14 protein-coding genes and 1 pseudogene are annotated in these 19,585 nt (G+C 53.2%); 7 read left to right on the top strand and 8 right to left on the bottom strand.

The window, feature by feature from the left end; genetic code table 11:
- Positions 1–646: 646 nt before the first annotated feature.
- Positions 647–1,393, bottom strand: a complete 747-nt coding sequence (locus tag K239x_RS16785) for an alpha/beta hydrolase (protein ID WP_419189062.1) — start codon at positions 1,391–1,393, stop codon at positions 647–649.
- Positions 1,394–1,803: 410 nt separating this feature from the next.
- On the opposite strand from K239x_RS16785, the gene K239x_RS16780 reads away from it, so the two are divergent.
- The 3 genes from K239x_RS16780 (at position 1,804) to K239x_RS16770 (ending at position 6,530) form a co-directional block, all read left to right on the top strand.
- Positions 1,804–5,010, top strand: a complete 3,207-nt coding sequence (locus tag K239x_RS16780; RefSeq protein ID WP_145419385.1) for a carbohydrate-binding domain-containing protein — start codon at positions 1,804–1,806, stop codon at positions 5,008–5,010.
- Positions 5,011–5,311: 301 nt separating this feature from the next.
- Entirely contained in the window at positions 5,312–5,875 is a 564-nt protein-coding gene (locus K239x_RS16775) for a DUF2271 domain-containing protein (protein ID WP_145419384.1), read from the top strand.
- Between the two features lie 4 nt (positions 5,876–5,879).
- Positions 5,880–6,530, top strand: a complete 651-nt coding sequence (locus K239x_RS16770; RefSeq protein ID WP_145419383.1) for a PepSY-associated TM helix domain-containing protein — start codon at positions 5,880–5,882, stop codon at positions 6,528–6,530.
- 200 nt (positions 6,531–6,730) lie between these two features.
- Here K239x_RS16770 and K239x_RS16765 read toward each other — a convergent pair whose 3' ends face one another.
- Complete coding sequence (locus K239x_RS16765; RefSeq protein ID WP_145419382.1) at positions 6,731–7,564, bottom strand: DUF4159 domain-containing protein; 834 nt, start codon at positions 7,562–7,564, stop codon at positions 6,731–6,733.
- Positions 7,565–8,066: 502 nt separating this feature from the next.
- Between K239x_RS16765 and K239x_RS16760 the strand changes: the two genes are divergently transcribed.
- On the top strand, positions 8,067–8,630 hold the full coding sequence (locus tag K239x_RS16760) for a nuclear transport factor 2 family protein (RefSeq protein ID WP_145419381.1): 564 nt from the start codon (positions 8,067–8,069) through the stop codon (positions 8,628–8,630).
- A gap of 415 nt (positions 8,631–9,045) precedes the next feature.
- Complete coding sequence (locus K239x_RS16755) at positions 9,046–9,726, top strand: DUF2293 domain-containing protein (protein ID WP_145419380.1); 681 nt, start codon at positions 9,046–9,048, stop codon at positions 9,724–9,726.
- Positions 9,727–10,188: 462 nt separating this feature from the next.
- Here the strand turns inward: K239x_RS16755 and K239x_RS16750 are convergent, their stop codons facing one another.
- Positions 10,189–10,800 carry a calcium-binding protein gene (locus tag K239x_RS16750; protein WP_145419379.1) on the bottom strand — a complete coding sequence of 204 codons (612 nt, stop codon included), beginning with the start codon at positions 10,798–10,800 and terminating at the stop codon, positions 10,189–10,191.
- Positions 10,801–11,346: 546 nt separating this feature from the next.
- Between K239x_RS16750 and K239x_RS28755 the strand changes: the two genes are divergently transcribed.
- Entirely contained in the window at positions 11,347–11,484 is a 138-nt protein-coding gene (locus K239x_RS28755; RefSeq protein WP_419189061.1) for a hypothetical protein, read from the top strand.
- 127 nt (positions 11,485–11,611) lie between these two features.
- On the opposite strand, the pseudogene K239x_RS28750 reads toward K239x_RS28755, so the two are convergent.
- The 5 genes and pseudogenes from K239x_RS28750 to K239x_RS16720 form a co-directional block, all read right to left on the bottom strand.
- Positions 11,612–12,771: pseudogene (locus tag K239x_RS28750) on the bottom strand (M60 family metallopeptidase).
- Positions 12,772–12,837: 66 nt separating this feature from the next.
- Positions 12,838–13,113 carry a hypothetical protein gene (locus K239x_RS16735; RefSeq protein ID WP_145419376.1) on the bottom strand — a complete coding sequence of 92 codons (276 nt, stop codon included), beginning with the start codon at positions 13,111–13,113 and terminating at the stop codon, positions 12,838–12,840.
- A gap of 471 nt (positions 13,114–13,584) precedes the next feature.
- Complete coding sequence (locus K239x_RS16730; protein WP_145419375.1) at positions 13,585–14,490, bottom strand: leucine-rich repeat domain-containing protein; 906 nt, start codon at positions 14,488–14,490, stop codon at positions 13,585–13,587.
- Between the two features lie 447 nt (positions 14,491–14,937).
- Entirely contained in the window at positions 14,938–15,471 is a 534-nt protein-coding gene (locus tag K239x_RS16725; RefSeq protein ID WP_145419374.1) for a hypothetical protein, read from the bottom strand.
- A gap of 273 nt (positions 15,472–15,744) precedes the next feature.
- Positions 15,745–17,931 carry a sulfatase-like hydrolase/transferase gene (locus K239x_RS16720; protein WP_145419373.1) on the bottom strand — a complete coding sequence of 729 codons (2,187 nt, stop codon included), beginning with the start codon at positions 17,929–17,931 and terminating at the stop codon, positions 15,745–15,747.
- A gap of 734 nt (positions 17,932–18,665) precedes the next feature.
- Here K239x_RS16720 and K239x_RS16715 point away from each other — a divergent pair.
- Entirely contained in the window at positions 18,666–19,292 is a 627-nt protein-coding gene (locus K239x_RS16715; RefSeq protein WP_145419372.1) for a chemotaxis protein CheB, read from the top strand.
- Positions 19,293–19,585 lie beyond the last annotated feature (293 nt).

The raw sequence follows: 19,585 nt of genomic DNA, 5'->3' as shown, positions 1-19,585 counted from the left end.
TCGCGCAAGGCTGCCCAGCGACGGTTTCAGCGACCAACCAACCAAGCAAGGGGGACTGGATGCGCCTAAGCCAAAGCAAACTTTTCCGCTTGTTCGCATCCAAGTAAACCTTCCTCCCATTGAAAAGCTGGGGTCAGCAATTGAATCGCTGGTTACCAGGAGAAACGCCGGAGGCCGCTGCAACGGAGAGCGAACCAAATTTCGTGTGCCTGTTTCTTTGTGAACAACGCTCGGCAGTTCCATTGCTCAACGGTTTAGAGCTCGACGGTTCACGCCAGCGACAGTGTGGGGCTGAGCTTTCCCAAAGCCATAGGAGAAGCCAGCGTCACAAATCAGTTGTGTTCCCATTGGTCCTTTTGGGAATTCAGTTCCGCGCATTCTCTGCTCTCAGATCTGAAAACGCGTTGCCGTTTTCGATGTTGCGTTGAAAGGACTTCTTTGCTGAGTCAATGGACTTGATACAGCGATTTGCAGCTAGAACACAAAGCTATGGTTCAGCGTGTTTTAAGTGATACATACCTTCATGGCGGACTAAAAGAGTCTCAGCTCGTTGGCCCTACGGGTGGTACTTTCCCGGCTATTTGACCGCTCTTTGTCACCCATGTCTGCCGTTCAACAAAAGATTCGGCACTGTTCCACTTTCAAATCACTCTGTGATCGAATTCAGCAATTCCGCTGCAACTTCATTCGGAATTGAACGCTGAGGATTATGGCCCCAGGTGAAAGTTCGCACTGGCCATCCGCGCTGCTGCGCTCGTTGGAAGTACATGTAACGCGAATCGGTTTCCGCTTTTCCACCATCAGTGAACAACCAGTAAGTCGAGCGAATCGTTTTTGCCGATTGATCTTTGAGTTTGATTGGCTGAGTCAGTGTGGCCAATGGGTGCGGCACGTCACGGACGTTGTTCTTCCAGTCAACCGGGATCAGCCAGCCATCACCGTCTTCGTTCGCTCGCTTCGTCAATTGCGACTGCATTTCCGGATGATGACTGAAGTAGGATTCTCCATCGTCTAACAAGTGCGCGTCCAGATAAACAACTCGCTTGATGCGATCGGGGATGGCATCGGCGACTCCGGAAGCAACTACGCCACCGTAACTGTGGGCGATCAATATCACGGACGGAAGATCGTTGAACTCGATCAGGTTGACGACGTCCTGAATGTGTGTGGACAGGTCGGTCTCTTTCGTTGCCAGATGCACGCGAGGGCCAAGGCCAGTCAGAGAAGCACGTTGGACAGTGCCTTCGTATTCTGCTGCGATCCGATCGGCCGTTTGCTTCCAGTGATGAGAACCACCCCAGGCTCCGTGAATGATCACAACCGCGGGAGGTTCGACATCGTTCGCGGTTTTTGCACTAGCGTCTGAACTGAAAGCAAGAAAGACAAATAGCATTGCAATCGAGGAATGCTTCACTTGGCGAAAACCTTCGATGGGAGGGGATTGATCAGAGCTAGTTGGCTCCTTTCTTACCAGCATTTCGCTGACAAAATAGTGCATCCACCAGAGGCGCGGAACTCTTTGTGATCTTCTTGAGTTCAGATCAATTGGTCACGCATTAATTACTTTCGGGTCACCACCTCTAGCGCCGATGCTAAGGTTTCAGACTTTTTTGGCGGTTAGATTCTCATGCCAAAACAACCTGTGTATCATGGCAAACAGCTTATCTCCCCTAGTTTACTGCATCGCAAGGTTTTGCGAAATCAAGGTGGCTCGGGCCGGGGTGGGCGAATGCCGCCGAATCTCTCTTCCATCGGTGGCCTCGTAGACCTTGCCAAATTTTTCGCCGACAAGTCTGACAACCAATGATTCGATCGCCACGCACGTTTTCCAGCAAATCATCTGGTCGCGCACGCCAATTCCCAAGCTGGAGTGTTTCCGCTTTGGAGCAACGCTTGATGTTGGCGGCTGATTGTGGCGTGGCGGTCAGCCAAACGCCCGAAGTCTCGGCGGTGAGTGTGTCCGATTCCAAAACGGCTCAGATTGTTTTCGTTGATTCCAGCATCGATGACATCAGCTCGTTGGTGGACGGTTTGTCGGCGAATCACGAATTGGTTTTGCTGCAACCCAATCAAGACGGTTTGAATCAAATCACTGAAGTTCTTGCGCGACGCACTCATGTTCAAAGTGTGCACATTGTTGCCCATGGCCAAGCCGGTCAAGTTCAACTAGGCAATCAGTTGGTGGACGCCGACACGATCCAACAGCGACAGGACAGTTTGCGGGGCTGGTCGCATTCACTGACTGATTCGGCAGACATCCTGATCTACGGATGTGAAACAGGTGCCGACGCTAGCGGTCTGAACTTGATCGACCAGATCGCCAAATTGACTGGCGCCGACGTTGCCGCATCGACTGACAATACCGGTGCTGCATCTCTGGATGGAAACTGGATTTTGGAACGGAGTGTCGGCACGATCGAATCCGGACTGGCCTTCGATGCCCGTACACGGCAGAACTACACTGCTGTGATGCCCATCACGATTCGCGCTCAGGGAACAACTGGCGATGAAGATATGGCATTGCAAATTGATGGGGCTACCGTTGCGACCTTTGAAGGCATCGGCACCGAATTGCAAGACTTCACCTATCAGACAACCGCCGACGCTCGTTCGAGCGAGATACGCGTTGTCTTCACGAACGACCTGTACGATGAAGCGGCGGGCATCGATCGCAATCTGATCGTCGACAGCATTGTCGTCGAAGGGACTGTGATTCAGACTGAATCACCGAACGTCTTTTCGACCGGAACCTGGAAATCTGAAGATGGAATCGTTGCCGGTTTTCGCGAAAGCGAAACGCTGCACTCCGACGGCTACTTTCAGTTTCCCACTGTCAATAGTGGTCCAGCGTCTGAGATTGAATTGTTCGTTCGCGGTGACGAGGGGACCGAGCAGTTTACTTTGCTGATCAACGGTGAATTTGCGGCCTCGTATCAAGCGACGGCGCAGTTTCAATCGTTTACTTATACGCACAACGAAAGCGTGGTCCCAGATGACGTGCGAATCGAATTGACCAGCAACCGTTGGGATCCCGCCAACGGCATTGATGAAAACTTAACCGTTGATTACATCACCATCGATGGTCAAACCTTTCAAACGGAAGGTTCGACGGTCTACTCAACCGGCACGTGGACTGCTGAAGATGGCATCGTGCCAGGATTCGGACGCGGCGAGACGTTGCACACCCGGGGCTATTTCCAATTCGGCAGCCAAAATGACGGCTCCCAGATCCTGGTGCGTGCTCGCGGACAGCAAGGATTCGAACAATTCAACTTGGTGATTGATGGGGACGTTGTTCGGACGTTCAACACAAGAAACATTGGCTCTTTCCAAACCTTTGTCTACACGCATGCCAACACGGTCGAGGCGGAAGACATTCGAGTCGAATTCATCGGCGATATTTACGATCCGGCGCAGGGCATCGATACCAATCTGGAAGTCGACTACATCTCCGTTGACTCAAAGGCTTATCAAACCGAAAGCCCCGCTGTTTTCTCGACGGGTACTTGGACAGCTGCCGACGGTGTCTCACCTGGTTTCCGTGAGTCCGAAGTCCTTCACAGCAACGGATACTTTCAGTTTGCCAATTCAAGCTACTTAGCCGACATCGATGCCGAAGGCGACGGCGAATGGAGCGACGTGGAACCGTTGGGCCTAATTCCGATTCACGCGATCGTTTTGCCCGACGGGAAAGTTTTTAGCTTTGGCACAACTGCTTTGGGAATGCAAAGTGGTCAGTTCATCTACAGCATCTACGATCCAGAAACTGGTGAAGAAGTGGTTCTACCCAATACGACTGACACCGACATTTTCTGCTCGAACATGTCGATCGATCCGGTCACCGGCAACGTCATGATCTTCGGCGGCGACGCGCGTGGCGAAGGCGGACCGGTCAACGGTGCGGTCAACGATGTGCTGGTGTTTGACTACACGGACATGACGATCCGCGATGCAACCCAAGGCGAGATGGAATACGACCGCTGGTATGGCAGCAGTATCGGACTGCCCAATGGCGAAATCCTTGTTCTGGGCGGAACTGGCGGCGGTGAAGACATCCCCGAAGTATTCAACGCGACGACTGGCTGGCGAACGCTGACCGGCGTCAACATGAACATCAATTACTACTATCCCAAGATGTGGGTGACCAGTGACGGCAGCGTCGTAGTAATGTCCAACAGCGGATCAATGTATCGGATCAACACCGCTGGCTCGGGAACTTCCCAGCAGATCGGAACCGCTGGCGTGCCTCACTCCAACGCATCGCCTGGCGTGATGTACGACGTCGACAAAATTGCGTTCGTCGGTACGAACGCAAAGATCTACGTCGGAGACCTCAGTGACGCAAACCCGACGTTCACTGCGGTTGCGGATGTGCAATCAGCACGACGCGATGGCGGCATGAGCATGCTGCCGGACGGCCGCGTCATCATCACCGGCGGGAGCACGCAGTTCAATGTGCTGAGCACGGCGGTTTACGCCACCGAGATCTGGGATCCGGCGACGAACGAAGTCGAAGTGGTCGAAGACATCGAACTCGGGCGGCTCTATCACTCAACGCATCTGCTGTTGCCCAATGGAACAATCTGGGCAGCGGGTGGTGGTGCTCCGGGGCCCCTAAAAAACTTGAACGCTGAGTTTTATGCGCCCGGCTATCTGTACAATGCCGATGGCACCTTGGCGGATCGCCCAGTAATCACCGACGCTCCTTCCAACGTTAGCAATAGCGACACGTTTACGATTGATGTGGAAGATGCCAATGCGATTGATCGAATCACGGCAGTCCGCAGTGGTGCACTGACTCATGCCGTCAACAGCGACAATCGGTTCGTCGAACTTGCTTTCACTCGTATCGATAGCAACACAATCGAAGTCACCACCCTGAACGCCAACATGATGGTCCCCGGAACCTGGATGCTGTTCGCGCTGGATGCAGACGGCACGCCGTCCGAAGCAGCCATGCTAGGCGTTTCTATGGCCAACATCGTCGACACACCCCATCTGCTGGGATGATGAAACGAAAGTTGGGGAGACGGCCGCTGGAATCAACGCGAATCTAGGGAGTGAATTCAGACGCTTTGTTTGTTTAGATCAAGGCGACTTGATCCCTTAGTTGCTCGTGGACGATGTTTCTATTCGCCACGCCATATCGTTGGCGACGCTGCAATTGGATCGGAGGTTTTGAAACGTTACTGCGAATCTGCTCGTCATTGCTAACAACGAATTTCCAAGCGAAACTCTTGCCCAACTCTGGTGTTACAAAGCCAAGTACTCTTCTCTTTCTTGTTCGCTCGAACTGTGTTGATTGATCATCATGCGCTCTGTATTCGCCGTCGTGGGCTTTTTGTTGCTCGTTTTGCCAACCCCCAGTATCGCTGAAACCAGGGCTGCGAAGGCAACTAAGACGTCGGGCCGGATGGTGGTCGAAGTCGAAATCAATCGGCCCGATGCATCGCGACGTTACCGCAAGCCCTACGTGGCCGTATGGGTGGAAGACAAAGATAGGTTTCCAGTCAAAACGATTGCGTTGTGGCTGATGAAGAACAATCCTGGACCACGCTGGCATCCTGATTTGCGTCAGTGGTACAAATCCGATCGAATGCGTCTATTGGTAGAAGACGAAAGTTTGATCGACGGAATGTCGGGGGCAACACGGTCGCCCGGTAAGTACAAGTTCGCGTGGGATGGCACGGACAACGATGGAAAGGTTTTGCCACCAGGCGAGTACATGTTCTACGTCGAATCGGCACGCGAGCACGGTACGTATCAGTTGATTAAGGAATCGATCGAACTGGGCAAGCCGTTCAAGAAATCGCTTTCGGGAAACAACGAGATCAAATCGGTCCGGTTGGACTACCAAACCGGAGCGTCGAAGTAGTGCCGTGCCCGAGTCTGACTTGAAACCAAACAGGGCCAACGCAAAGCCATCCAAGAAACGCAAGAATAAGTTTGCTGCTTTTGTCCGTTGGCTGCATATCTATGTTTCGCTCTTCGGGCTGGCCGCCACCTTGTTTTTTAGTGTGACTGGAATCACGTTGAATCACGCTGGCTGGTTTTTCGGCGACAGCGAAAGTGCGTTCACGATCAAGGGGCGTCTCGACGAGTCACTGATCTCGCAGTTACGCGACCCTGATTCAACCACCGCACGCCTCAATGTTGCAGAATATCTGCGGGCCAAGCATCACCTGAGCGGTGAGGTGAAAGAGTTTTCGATCGACGAATTTCAAAGCGTCGTAGCGTTTGCTGGGCCCGGCTATTCCGCCGATGTTTTTGTCGACAATGAAAGTGGCGACTACGAGATCACCGAGATTAAACAAGGATTCATTGCAGTCATCAATGATCTACACAAGGGACGCGACACTGGGCCGATTTGGTCATTGGTGATCGATGTATCTGCGGTTGTTCTGTGCTTGATCTCCGTGTCCGGCATGATGCTAGTGTTTTGGCTGCGACTGCGACGCAACAAAGGAATCGTGACGATGATTGCCGGCACCGTGTTGATCGCGGTTCTGATTTGGCTGGCTGTACCATAGAGTTCACGTAGAAAGCAACCAAGCTTTGCAGGACCATATGCCACGCAAAACAGCTGTAGTTTCGCGTTGGGCATGTCCCCGCGACGGCATTGTCAGTAGGAGCGTTCCATATTCAACAGCTTGGTAGCCCTGGAGATCAATGCCTGCGGTCAATCCGGTGTTGAGTTTGAAAAAACACGGTGGTGCAAATCGTAGGATACTCAGTGCGTCATCACGTAGGTGATGATGTTGATCCCCATGGGGTAGGAGTATTTGACCGCGTATTCGTTGAAGAAGTCGATGTTTTCTCCCTCGCGTTCCCATCCGTCACCAAGATCGTTGTTGTGACAAAGCAGTACTGCAAGGCGACCTTTGTCGTCAAAGATTCCCTGAAAGTTTGGCCCTGTGTCGCTACCGGGGCCGTGGTCCTCGAAAGTCTGTCCCACTCGCCAATGACGAATGCCAAGCACCTGCGGCTTCTTTTTTAGATCGTAGACGGTGTGGAAAATTTCGTGGCGAAGCGGCAGCTCCTGTGGCTTCCAATTCGGAACGGCCCGCGCCAACTGCTCGGTGACGACTTGCCATTCGCGGTCGCCCCAGAAGTCGTCCAGCATCAAGAAACCGCCGTTGGCCAAGTAACGTCGCAACGCAACGACTTCTGCTTCGTGCAGCTCCATGCTGCCGACGCCGTTCATGTAGATGAAGGGATAGTCCAATAGTTCGGGGGCGGTTAGCCGAAGCACCTTGCCATTGGGGTCTACCTTCATGGATGTCAGTTGGTGCAGACGAATCGAGAAGTTCCATTCGCTGTGGGGGTAGTCATTGTCCCAAGAACTTCCCCCTCGACCACGACCGTAGCCGCGGACAGAGTCATACTGCACTCGCACAAACGTAAACACGTCGTTGGGAAAGGCAGGGGCGACTTCCCAAGTTGGATATTCGCTTCGATCTGGCGGAAGCCGGTCGCCTCCGCGCCAGCGACCCCGCTGCGCAAAGCTGACGCTCGAAACCAGTAGCGTCGCAACCACTAATCGGGATACCCATCTGAACTTCAAGGCAACGGCCTCCTGTCAATTTGCGACGGCAATGTGAAACGGCCACTCATCTTAGCAGGCGTGGCAGCAATCACGGCGTTCAGTTTGGCTCAGTTTAGCAGTTTGCACAGTGTTCAACCGCCATCCGAGAGCCTCGTCGTCAATCGCACGGTAGATGACAGTGCCGAAATCTCACTTGCAAACTTTCTTCGGTCCCACTGCTTCCTCCTATTCTATGAAGCTTGATGGGGAGCGGAGAGTCTGAACCAGAACGAAGAGATTGATGGAATCCATGTCGGCAGCCAACAGTTTGGTGGGCAGCGGGGCATCGTAATCCGGTAACGAAATCAGAAATACACCCGGCAGTGAACAACGCGTGCGAAACCGCTGGAGTTGGACCGTTCGACGATTCAAAGCTTTGTCGGTGGCTTGCTGCGACAGGTGCAAACGACATCGATTTGGGAGCGGCAACAAACGCGTCAGTGCCCAAAAGAATCTTTGGCTACAACGGATCGAAACAAGATTGAGTCTCCAGGTAGAATGGGGAGATCGTCCCGGATTCGTTTACGTAGCTGGAGTGGAAGTTGTGAATGTCAGTGTTTTGTTGCGGCAGAGTTTGTGTGTTGGGTTTTGCCTTGGGGGAGTTCTATTTGCTAGGGGGATGGCGGAAGCTGCGGACCATCCCGCATTTGCGCCGGTGAAAGAAATGTTTGACGCGATGTCGCGGCACGATGGCAAGGCGATGCAGGAGACTGCCACCGAGGACTTCCAATTACTCGAGCATGGCGAAGACTGGACGATGCAGAAACTCATCGATGCGGTCCAACCCAAGGGCAAACCGTACCAGCGGAAGAACTTCTTCAAGCAGATTCGAGCTCGGCAGAACGGCGGCGTGGCTTGGGTGAGCTATTGGAACAAGGCCGAGATTCGTCGTGAAAGTAAGCTGCGGACCCTGGTTTGGCTCGAAAGCGCCGTGATGGTCAAAGAGGACGACCGCTGGAAAATCCAACTGATGCACTCGACGCGTTTGGAATCAGACGAACACCCGACAGACATTCAGTGGGTTCCGTTTGAAGCGACGCCCTAACCCCTCTTCTTTTGTCGGCGACGATCGATTCCGAATCATTTTCGCACTGCCGAGCAATGCATGAAGCAGACAGGTGCTCTATTGCCAATCGTACTTGACGTGTGTCTGATACCTTTCTTGGTTTCCCAACGATAGGGAAATGCACGAATGAGAATCATGGGACTGCAGGGGCAGTCCTGCAAACATCTGGTGACAGACAGCATGCAATGCGCTGTGCCGAAAACGGAGAACCACGCCTGTCCGCGACGAAACCTTTCCAGGTTCTTGGGATCGCGCCGCCAAAAGGGGGCAGGAAAAGGATTTCCTTTATCGGACTGAAGCCCGGGTGGGAAATTGCCGAGAGTTTCTTTGGTACGTAACTCTGGCGGGATGGTGTTTGAAAGTCAGCGGCATGGGATTAGTTAGGTAAACAAAGATGGCGCATGAAAAATTGGACGTTTCCCCCGGTCCCGATGATCGTTCGGTGAAAATGTCTGACGGACAGATTCGAACTGTTCCCGCCAGCTGGGAATTGTTGCCACCCGGTGACGCGGGTTTGACGCGCCGACTGAAATCACTTGGGCCAACGTGGACGGTCAAAGAGAAAAAGGGGCGCCGAAGTTTTTCCAAAGGTGTTTGGGCACCTGCCGATCAAATACAGATTGCCAAGTCTTCCGTCGCCGCCGACCGCGACAAGCCACAATACGCCAAACGAAAAGCTGCCGACGCGGATCGTCGGCAAAAGAAGCAAGCCGCCTACGTCGAAGACTTTCATGGAGCGGTCGTCGCGTTTCTGCGTTTTGATTCATGCTATGACGACTTAGCAAAGCACTTGGCAACCGCCGTCACTGATCACGCAACGCCCGTCGGAAGCGGAACCGTCGCGCGAACGCAGCGAATTCCCCTCGAGCGTCGCGCCGAGTCCGCAGTAATCGCCTGGATGCGTCATCAAACCACCGCCTACGATCATATGACGATCGCAAGAGTTAAAGGAAAGCGCCGCGAGGTTCGCCGAATGCTGGCGGAGGAATCGCGTCGATTGCTGGAAAAGTATCGACGTGGAACCGAAGTCGATTGCGCGACCTGCCCGCTAGCCAAAGCGATTGTCAAGCAATGATGTCCGGTTCAACTCCGATCGATTCATGGTCTCATCGGGCGAGTCGCATCGCTACCCCGAGTGAACGCCATTGTCGAACGCATTCCTGCACATCACGCAAACCATGGACAACGACGGGAACGTTGCTGATATCACCGAAGCCTTGTCGGAATTTTGATGGCTGTTTGTTAGGATCTACGAGAATCGATTCTCTGTTCAGGCACCGTTTTCTTGCTAACCGATTTCGTTTAGGCGTCCTCTGGGGCACGTTGCTGAATCCCAGTCAGGTTCTCCTTCGGTGATGCTGGCTGTTTTCGGAAGCAGTACCGGACCAAGTTTCTTTCTCCTAAGGCTTTGTCTCGAATCTGCAAAGCCATGGAACGCAAAACAAGAGCCCAGTCAAGTGACAGGGCTATTGCGTTTAGATGGAGGCGTCGGGAAATCGTACCGTTTCAATGCATATCCGGATTCCCAAATTCCCGTTTATTGAATAGCAAGGAATTCGTCGATTGACATCGGAACGTCTTTTTGATCGAGCACTTCGATATCGCGGGGAGCTCGATCATAATTCGGGATGTATCGATAGACATAGAACATGACATGCAGCTCAACTGTATTGACTTCGGCATAGTCGTATCCGTCACCACCGTCGATCGTCCCCTCATTCCAGTCCAGTCCGGGGAACAGGTCATCATCTCCGCCACGGCCAAAAAGATAGTCTTTGCCAGGGCCACCTGAAATCGAGTCGCCGGCGCTACCGCCCCAGATCTCGTCGTTCCCAGCATTTCCAAACGCGACCAATCGCTTTTCGGTCCAGTTAAAGAACTCGTCTCGATCGTCGTCGCCCTCAAAAACGATAGAGACAAGCAGGTTGGCAGACAGATGCGTCTGCGTCGACTGTTTATTGAACGAATGATCGATGGTAAGAACTCCGCCTGAGATTGAGAGTTCAAAGCGTTCTGTCCCGACTTCGCTGCTGTGAATCTTCAAGACGTCCTGCCTTTTGCCGACAAATTCAAAGTCGACCGCATAGGTATTTGCCGAGCAGACGAAGATGGCTGCGAGTGCCACGGTAGCGGTGAGTTTCTTGAACATTTGACTTAGCTTTCGACTTTTGAAGGGGGTGGTTAGGCTCATACCTCTGTAAGCGAACTCGTCAGAAAAATGTGACAGAGAAAAACCAAATCTTCGTCAGCGAACGACAATATCCGGTCTTGGTCCAAATGCTCCCAAAGACAAACTCGTGTTGATCGGATTTCTTTCCCCACGCATTCGGCCGGATGAATTCCTTCTTTGCAACGCTTGGCTGGGTACAGATTCGGTGATCAGGTCAGTCGTGGTGCCGGTTCCCACCGGGCGGAATGTGCTCACGACGAAATAAATCGGTTGTGACCAGCGGTTGTCATGTACAAGACGATTCGCCCCGCAATGGCGGCCAGAGGGAACCGGCCTGACTCGACTTGATTGCATTGAGCGAAATGCAGTTTGCGCCCTGGGGGAGAATGTTGAGGCAAATGTTATCGCATTCATCGGCCAAGTCGAATGCAATTCTCTGTGACTATTCTGGGTTCTGACGGGCCTGTATGAAGATTTGTGTAACTGGTTGCGATGGATTCTATTTGAATCTGAAGGAGCAACCTAATGGTACGTACGAAACGAGAAATCAGTCGACGCGAAGAGCTGTTGAGCGAACTTGCGTCGGAGTGTCAAAGCCCAGAAGAGTCCATCATCCCTCGGCGAATCACAGGCCTGTACGCCGACCTGCCAATCGTAGATTAAGATGCCGCGAAATTGCCGCAGCATTTTCGCGAGCAAGCGTTCTGGAGCACCAAGCCAATGGTTGCTTCGCGCTTGAATTTTCCTGCAGCTCCTTCTGCAAAGCTGATCTTCCCCTGTCAGCACCGTGTCAGTCTTTCGATTCCACGCTGCTCCACTTAGGAAGATCTTCGACCTCTTTGATGGCTTCTGGGCTGAGCGGAATGCACCAGGCCTCGCCGTAGAATGAACTCAAGTTGTGTCCGGTGGCTTTTGACATACGGACCAGCCAAGCGTCGCGCTCGGCTTGTTCGCTCTTGGGAAGCTGGCTTGGGTCGTCGTCTTGCTGCTTACTGTAGCCCGGCAGGACTTCTCGATAGACGTCCCATCCAAAGGCATGACGAACCTGGAGATGCATCGCCAGTTTTTCGCCAGCATTTCCTTCTGCGTAAGTCTTCCCCTTGTCGAGAAACGTGGTGGCTTTTTCCTCGACGGCCTCGGAACTGGCTGTCCAGGTCCAGCCTTTTCTGTCCCGCATTCCGAGTTGATCGAAAGCGTGCGCGGAATACAGATTCACGGTGACCTCGATTGATCCGTCGAAGGTGTAGGGATTGTTCCAGCTCCACGATTTGTCGGGCCGACGTTGCGCTTCGTGGCCCAGTTCGTGAAACCATCCCCAATTGCCTGTCGGAGTCAGCTGGGGCAGATCAACCACTCCACGGCACTGGCTCTGAGGACCTTGGGTTGGATATCCAGCATGAAAAGCCCGACGGATACCTGACAGTCCACATTGATGCGCTCCGGCATTTTTCGCATCTCCGTGTACCCGCCCAGTTGGTCATGCAGTTCAACGACTCCATCCCAGTAGTCCGTCAGCGAATCCGTGTCTTCAAGATCCCGAATCCAATCCGCAGAAGACGAAATCGCCACGTTTCGGCCGAGATATTCGGCGTAGGGAGCCGGGTGTTTGCGCTGTGTGTTTTGCCATTCATCCAGTGTTGTGTTGCCGTGCACGCAAATGGGGGCAGGCAGCGCATTGTTAAACTTAACACGGAAAGGATCGGCGTCGATTGGTTCGTTGCCGGTGTCGATGTAAACAGCTCCGCCGTATGTCGCAGCCACTTCGGTGCGAGACGTGTTCACAGAAAAGTCGCGGGCAGGACTGCGCGGAGTGCGTGACACTGTTCTTTTCATTGGAATGGTGTCACGATGTCGGGATATCCAGATCTTTAACCCTCGGTCCGTCCATGTCTCGGGCACTTCGACCACTACAACCTCGCCGGGAGCCGCATAGTATCCCGTCGAGTGCATTCGCACTCGTCGCGGGTTGATCTCCGCCACGCCGGTGCGCCGCTCCGCAGACGCGGGGATCGCGCCTTAAAGATCCTGTGCCGCTGCGTGGGCGGGCACCTCTCCGGGCGGAAGATTGTGCAGGTAGTCCCCCGCGATTTTCAAAAGCTGTTTGCCAACTTCATTCTTCACGACTTTGAGATCGCCATTTGCGCCAAGTCCCAAAACTTGTTCCGAATAACTGACTGCCGCTTTTTGCAATTCGAGTCGTCGTTCAGGATTGAGCCGCCTCCACGCTTTTCCCTGAATCGCATCCGACAACGCTATTTTCTCAGCCGCACTCAGTTCCGCGCAACGATTCACCAGCGAGGCTGGGCTTTCCGCTGCAGCTGCCGTTATTTGTTCTGAGCAACCGCGGGCAGGCAAGTCAAGCAGGTAGCTAAGAAGGTGGCAAAGAGAGGTTTCATTTTATCTGTGACTGATTCGGGCGGACGGACAGGGTGTCGCGCCATTCTACGACAGTCACCATCTGCACGTTGTGACGCAGTTCATCGATGCGAATCGGTGGCAACAGGACATCAAATGGGAATGAGGGGAGGTCCGTTTCCTCTATCGCGTAAAAAACTCTATCGCGAAAAGATTTGCACGCAAGATTACTGGCTCGAGATCACTCACTTTGTTTTGCCTCTCGTTGGCGTCTCTTTCCGAATTGTGGACGCTGTCTTTTTTCTAGGCGTTGCCTCGCTTTTTCAACATGCGCACGTCGCTACGATCTCCCGCAAAACCATTGAACGAGCCGTTGGTGATGAAGGCCAAGTCGTGTGCTGCCGCGATTCAGAGCTTTAATTTCTTGACCAGTAGACTCTGTTCGTCCTGGTCGGAAAGCGGCTCCCACTCGATCGACACGTCGGAGAGTTCGTGTCGCAGTTTCGCGATGTCGGCGTCCGAGACATCGACCCATTTGAGTTTGACAGTCGTCAGGTGTTTCAACTTTTTCAATTGTTGAAGACCTGTGTAGGTTAATCTCGCTTCCTGCAAATCGACGGACTCCAGAGATTTCATCTTGGCGATCGTATCAAGCGTGTTATCGTTCAAACTTACTAGCCGCTCCGAACTCCGGCTTGGAAGTCGCTGCCCCATTTTCAGTTTTTTCAATCGCAAATCGACCAACTGTTTGATCGCGTCGGGCGACTCCCAATTGTGCCATTGGCTGAACTCCTCCAGTTGCGTCAATTTTCCGACTGCTTTGAATGCTTCGTCACCGGCTGTGGCGCCGGCAAATGTCAACCGACGCAAGTTGGCAAGCGGTTTCAGGTGAGCCAACCCCTTGCCTGTGAATTCTTTGACGTCTCGAGATGGATGAAACAATGACAACCGACGCAGCTTTTCAAAAGCGGCAAAATGCCGATAGCCGTCGTCTGTCAGCTGAGTTCCATTGATCTGAAACGTTTCCAACTGCGAAAGCCCCGAAAGCAAAGCAAGGTGCCGGTCCATCATCGGCTTGCCACTGATGGAGATCGATTTCAAGGTCGTCAAACCACCAATCAACTTGTAGTCGGCGTCTGTCAGGTCGGTGCAGTCAATTCGCAAATCAATCAGCACACCCCCTGACTGCTTCACGGTCGCGCCGAGCTCCTCCAGTCGCTTCAAGCCGGGAACCTCAGCCGCGGCAGGAACCCAAACGAGAAAGCAAGCTGCCAGAATTGGAATCACGAAGCACGACTTTGCACGGGGGTTCATCGACTTAGTCTCGAAACGCGGAAATGGGGGATCTGGCATCGAAGTTTGGTGCAACGCTATCTTCTCGCGATCATTAATCGGAGGAAGGTAGCTACAATATCAAAACACAGGGGCGCACCAATGAACCCGTTGTTTTCCGGTCCTGGAATTTCGGGCACCCACTAGCCGCAGGAGCGCTTGCCACGCAACCGTTTGCTTGGCCGCAATGCGGCCTGTAATCAATGCCCACTCAGGGTGTTCATTGCCTCGATCGACCAACAGTACGCTGCCACAGTTGTGAAGCCAATCTAAATCAGGAAATGCGATTTCCAGCAGTTGCGAAGTGCGTTTTACTAAAATCGAGTTGACCGGTCGTGCTGCAACGGAATCGATCGGGATTGCCTGGTACATCGATACCTGGTCGATCTCGCGTAGAGCCCGTGCCTAAAATTGGATCGGCAACCCAGTCTACGACTTTTTCTTCGCGGCAGCTTTCACTTTCTCTGCTTTCGCACGGGCGGCATGTCCGTCGGTCAACCACGTTGGAAGTTGGCGTTTTTGCTCGGCAGACAACACGTTGACGATCGCGTATCGATAGTCGTTCCAGACTTTACCGACCTTGGTCTGGGCCACGGTTTGCTCTTTGGTGTAGCCGACCTCCTTGTTGGCTTGAGCAGAGAGTTTTTTTCCCTTGAGTCCCTTGGCTTTCAATTTCTCATAGGCTTCGCGGCGTTGCTCTGACAATCTCCAGCTGATGCTTGCGGATTTTCGTAAAGCCGTTTGCTGAGCGACCGCTTTCTTTCGAAGGGCTTCGAGTTTCTCCTTTTGCTCGTCTGTCAAATCCTTGACGGCTTCTTTGATCGCGTCCATGGACTTTGGACGGGGCGCCGGTTTCGTTTTCTCTAGGGATTTCACAGTAGCATCTTGAGCGATCGCATTTTGAATGCCGGCACTCGTTGCCATAAAAGCGAATGTGGTGATCAGGATTGCGCGAATAAGCATGAATGATCTTTGGGAAAGGTCTGGTTGGTGGAGGGGAAGGATTAAGAGAATACTCGGTCGATGGCGACACTGTTGGACGCGTTTCATCGTATCTTGTTACATGTCCAGACGCATTGTCTGGACTGAAAAAACTTCGTCGGGGGCAGTTGGGTTTTGTTGTGCACTGAGGCCAGACAGGCGTAATCGTTTTTGCTGCCATGACACGCTCACTGTAGGCAAGCTAAGCAATGAGTAGTACTTGAGTTTCGAGGTGGTCGGCGCCATCGGGAAACGCTAGTTGAGTTCATCCTGGGAAAGGAATCCGCTTTCGTCTTTGTCTTGGCGTGTGAACTGGCGTTCAAAAATCGATTGGAATTCTTTGCGGGTGAGCTGGTCGTTTTTGTCTCGATCCGCTGTAGCAAACGATGGGTGGGCATGTTCAGTGGGGCCTAGCATTCCATCTTTGTTTTTGTCCTTGCGTTTAAAGCCTGCCATGAAGTGGGAAACGTATTCGGTTCGGGAGATCGTGCCGTCTTGGTTCGTATCTTTGTCAGAAGGGGAAACCCGTCTCTTGGTTGGAGGCATGGTCGTCGTCTTGGATTTCATTTCTGCGTCGCCGGTGACCGACAAGGCACTAGCCGAGCCTTTTTCTTTTCCGTTTATGGTGGGGTAACTGCGAAGGAAATTGTTCTCGTCGATCAGGTTGATCAGGTAATGCGTGGTGCCATCGGGGAGATCGGCGGAGGCCTTCATGCCTGGAGTTAACGCCGCGGGTTTGCGAAACCATTCCTCGTAGCGATCCCCGCCGTTAAGCGTGTACAACAAATCAGCCCGGAGCACCTTGGCACCGTTCTCGCGATAAGTGAAAGCGACTTTGTTGCCAGTCTTTTGGTGTGAGAGCACCGTGCAAACCGCATGCTTCCCAGGAAGCTCCTCTTTGCAATCCGGATTGTAGCTGGGGTAGCTGGCGTTCATTTCGGTCAGCCGCCGCGTCAGCTCACGGTTCATTGACTCCGTTCTTTCCGGCATTTTGGATGCGAGGTTCTTGGCCTCTTCGATGTCAACGCGAGACTGTTGGTCTCCCTTTGTCTCGTAGAGTTGAAACAGTTCCAGTTCAGGCGTTCCCGCGTTTGCCACGTGGTCGTAGTTGCGGATCAGTTTGTAGTCGCCTTTGCGAATCGTGCTTTCCAATGCCACTCCATGCGGGAAATGCCAAGTCATCGTGTCGCGAACCGCTCCGCCGGGATCTTTGACCAGGGTGGGGTCTGTCGGGTCGCCCAATAACAACGGTGCCAAATCGCATCCATCAAGATGCTTATCACGCGGCGTTGCCGAACCGGTCAGACTGAGAATCGTCGGATAGAAATCCAGTCCATTTGCCATCACGTCGGTCTGTTGGCCTTTTGCGATTCCAGGGCCGGCAATGATCAGTGGCACTCGAGTGCCGCCTTCTTTGGCCGATATCTTCCCTCGATCCAACGGGTTGTTGTCGGTGTACCGTTCTTGGGGACCGCCTTCCATGCCGCCGTTGTCTGATGTGAAGATCACGTAAGTGTTCTCGCTCAACATGTGACCGGGCCAACGCGGGTCTTCGGTCTGGTCCAAGTAATCAAAGACTCCGCCGACGTAGTGATCGAGCATTTCCACCATGGCACAGTAGAACGGGTTTAACTGCCCAGGCGTTTCCTTTGTGTTGGGATGGCGTGGGTCGACGCCCAGTCTTTTCACGTACTTGTCGAGAAGCGCTTTGGATCGCGTATGAATCGGCGAATGTACAAGCCAAGTGGCATAATACAAAAAGAATGGCTTGTCTTTATTCTGGCGCAGAAACGTGAACGCGTCTTCGCTTTTTTGATGATGCGGAAACCCGTCGGCATCCAAACGAAACGGATCGTCGGCTGAATTGGTCGCAAATCCAGACAAGCGATCTTTCATCCTTGAATGAGCTCCCCGATTGGATTGCGTGGAATCGAAGCCGACATCTTTGGGTTGGGGGAAGGCGTTATGATCAATCGCCATGTGCCACTTTCCGGCATGTCCGGTGACATAGCCGTTTTGCTTCAATGCTTTCGCCAAAGTCATCTCGTCTTTGGGGATCCGCCCGCTGTACCACGGATCCATCATTCGAGCATGCGAATTTCTGGCAGAGGGAGGCGCACCGCCGACGACATGCGTTTTCTGTGCTCGTGCGGGATGATTGCCGCTCATGATTGCGCATCGGCTTGGCGCACAAGTTGGGGCGGGCGAATACGCCTGCCAAAACATCACGCCACGTTCTGCCAGCGCGTCAATGTTCGGCGTCTCCATCGGCGAGGGGTCATCGACGTCGTAGCACTTCACATCCTGCCAGCCAAGGTCATCGGTAAGGATCAAAACCACATTTGGTTTCGGCGGTCCCGCATTCAGTGGAACAGCGGTGATTCCAACCATTAGTGCAAGCGAAGAGGCGACAAAGAAAGCGATACTTTTCGGTGCAAACATTTTCATTCGGTTGTAAAAATTCAACAAGTGGCATACTTTCTCTAGTCTCTTGTTTGGAGCTGGCGAAGGTGTAGATCGAAAGGCGTTCAGTAAGGCCTGCATTTTGCCCACAATTTCGGGATGCTCGTTGGATTGACTGCGGGTCTGTTTCCGGATCGCTATTCAAATCGTAGAGCTGGCGGGGCTGAACCCTGCTTGAGTTACACCGCTTGAGTTTACCGTTTTCTATCGCGCTGTTCGTGTATTCCGCCTAGTAAATTGCTACAGGACCGCCAAAGTCGTGTCGGTCTCGTTCGTAGCCGGCAAAACGGCAGCTGCGTCGACTGCTGAAATACATCCGCTTGCCTTTGCCAATCCCAAGGTGCCCGGATCTGCTGACGGCCAGGACGGTGTGTTCGCAAATGTCGTCCGGCGAATCACGCAGCAAGGTGGCCTTTGGCAAATGATGGCTAGGGCGATTCGATCGGCAGACGCGTCAAACTCGAGTCGACCATGAGACCTCGCGGTCGACCGAAACTTCGGTTCTGGTAAGGAAGTCCAAAAATGCGTCTTGTCCCTTAATCGTCGCGCCGCCGGCGCCGTTGGATCGCCGGTGCCAGAAAGGTGGCGTACGCTTTCGGTTTATGAAACCATCAGCCGCGGACTTGTGCTGGACGCAAACGTTTGTTGACCTCACTGCATCACAATTGACCCTTCATCGCGCCGACCTCCGATAACGATGTTATATTGTTGAAATGAACGACCATGATCAGTCCAGTGATTTAGAAAGCAAACAAGATCCAGATAACGGTTTAGTCGTCGCGATTGGCGCTTCTGCAGGCGGATTTCAGGAAATCTGCTTGATCGTCGAACAACTTCCGACTCAGTTCGCCGGCACACTGTTGATCGCAACTCACCGACAGCCAGACAAGCCGAACACGCTCGCCACTATTCTCGGTCATCTCGCTCGTGTCGAAGTCGACGAACCGGTCGATGAAGAATGCATGGAATGTACGACCATCTATGTTGGAGCACCTAACGAGCGGGTCGAAGTCGAAGGCGAAGAGTTTGACGTCGAAGATGATCGTTCGCGGCACGCGCGGATTCACCGCATCGACGACTTGTTCAAATCAGTTGCGGAAAGCGCAGGCAAGAACGCAGTGGGCATTATTCTTTCGGGCATGCTGGAGGACGGCAAAGAAGGATTGAGAGCGATTCACAAAGCGGGTGGCTTTTGCATGGTCCAAGACCCTGGTGATGCCGACTTCCGCTCCATGCCTGACAACGCCCTCGATGCTGTGCCGATTGCCTTCGTGGGAACCACTCAAGCCATCTCCAGCAAACTGATGGAGATTTCAATTGGCCGGCGGTGTCGAGATTAATCGTCGCCCAATCCGATGGTACTAGCGGGAAATGTCCGGCGTGCTGGTTGATCTTGGTTTGGTGAAGAAGAAGGTGCCAGGTGTCGAGTTCAGAGATTGGTACCCTCCGACTACTCCTGCGGCCTGCCGATCTGGCCGTTCTGCCGACAAAAGTTGTGCGCTATTCTGACGCTGCGAATTTCGACCGTCGGCATTGCAACAGTCTTCGCCCGCGGAGCGGCCCGGATTTCGTCGTTTCGCAGAGCGTTGTAACAAGGCAAGCGACTTTGGATTCCCCGCCGTCCGCGGGACTT

The organism is Stieleria marina (assembly GCA_007741555.1).
In the GTDB taxonomy this organism is placed as follows: Bacteria; Planctomycetota; Planctomycetia; order Pirellulales; family Pirellulaceae; genus K23-9.
The sequence above is the reverse complement of the archived record's forward strand: the minus strand, read 5'-3'. Positions and strand labels throughout refer to the sequence as shown.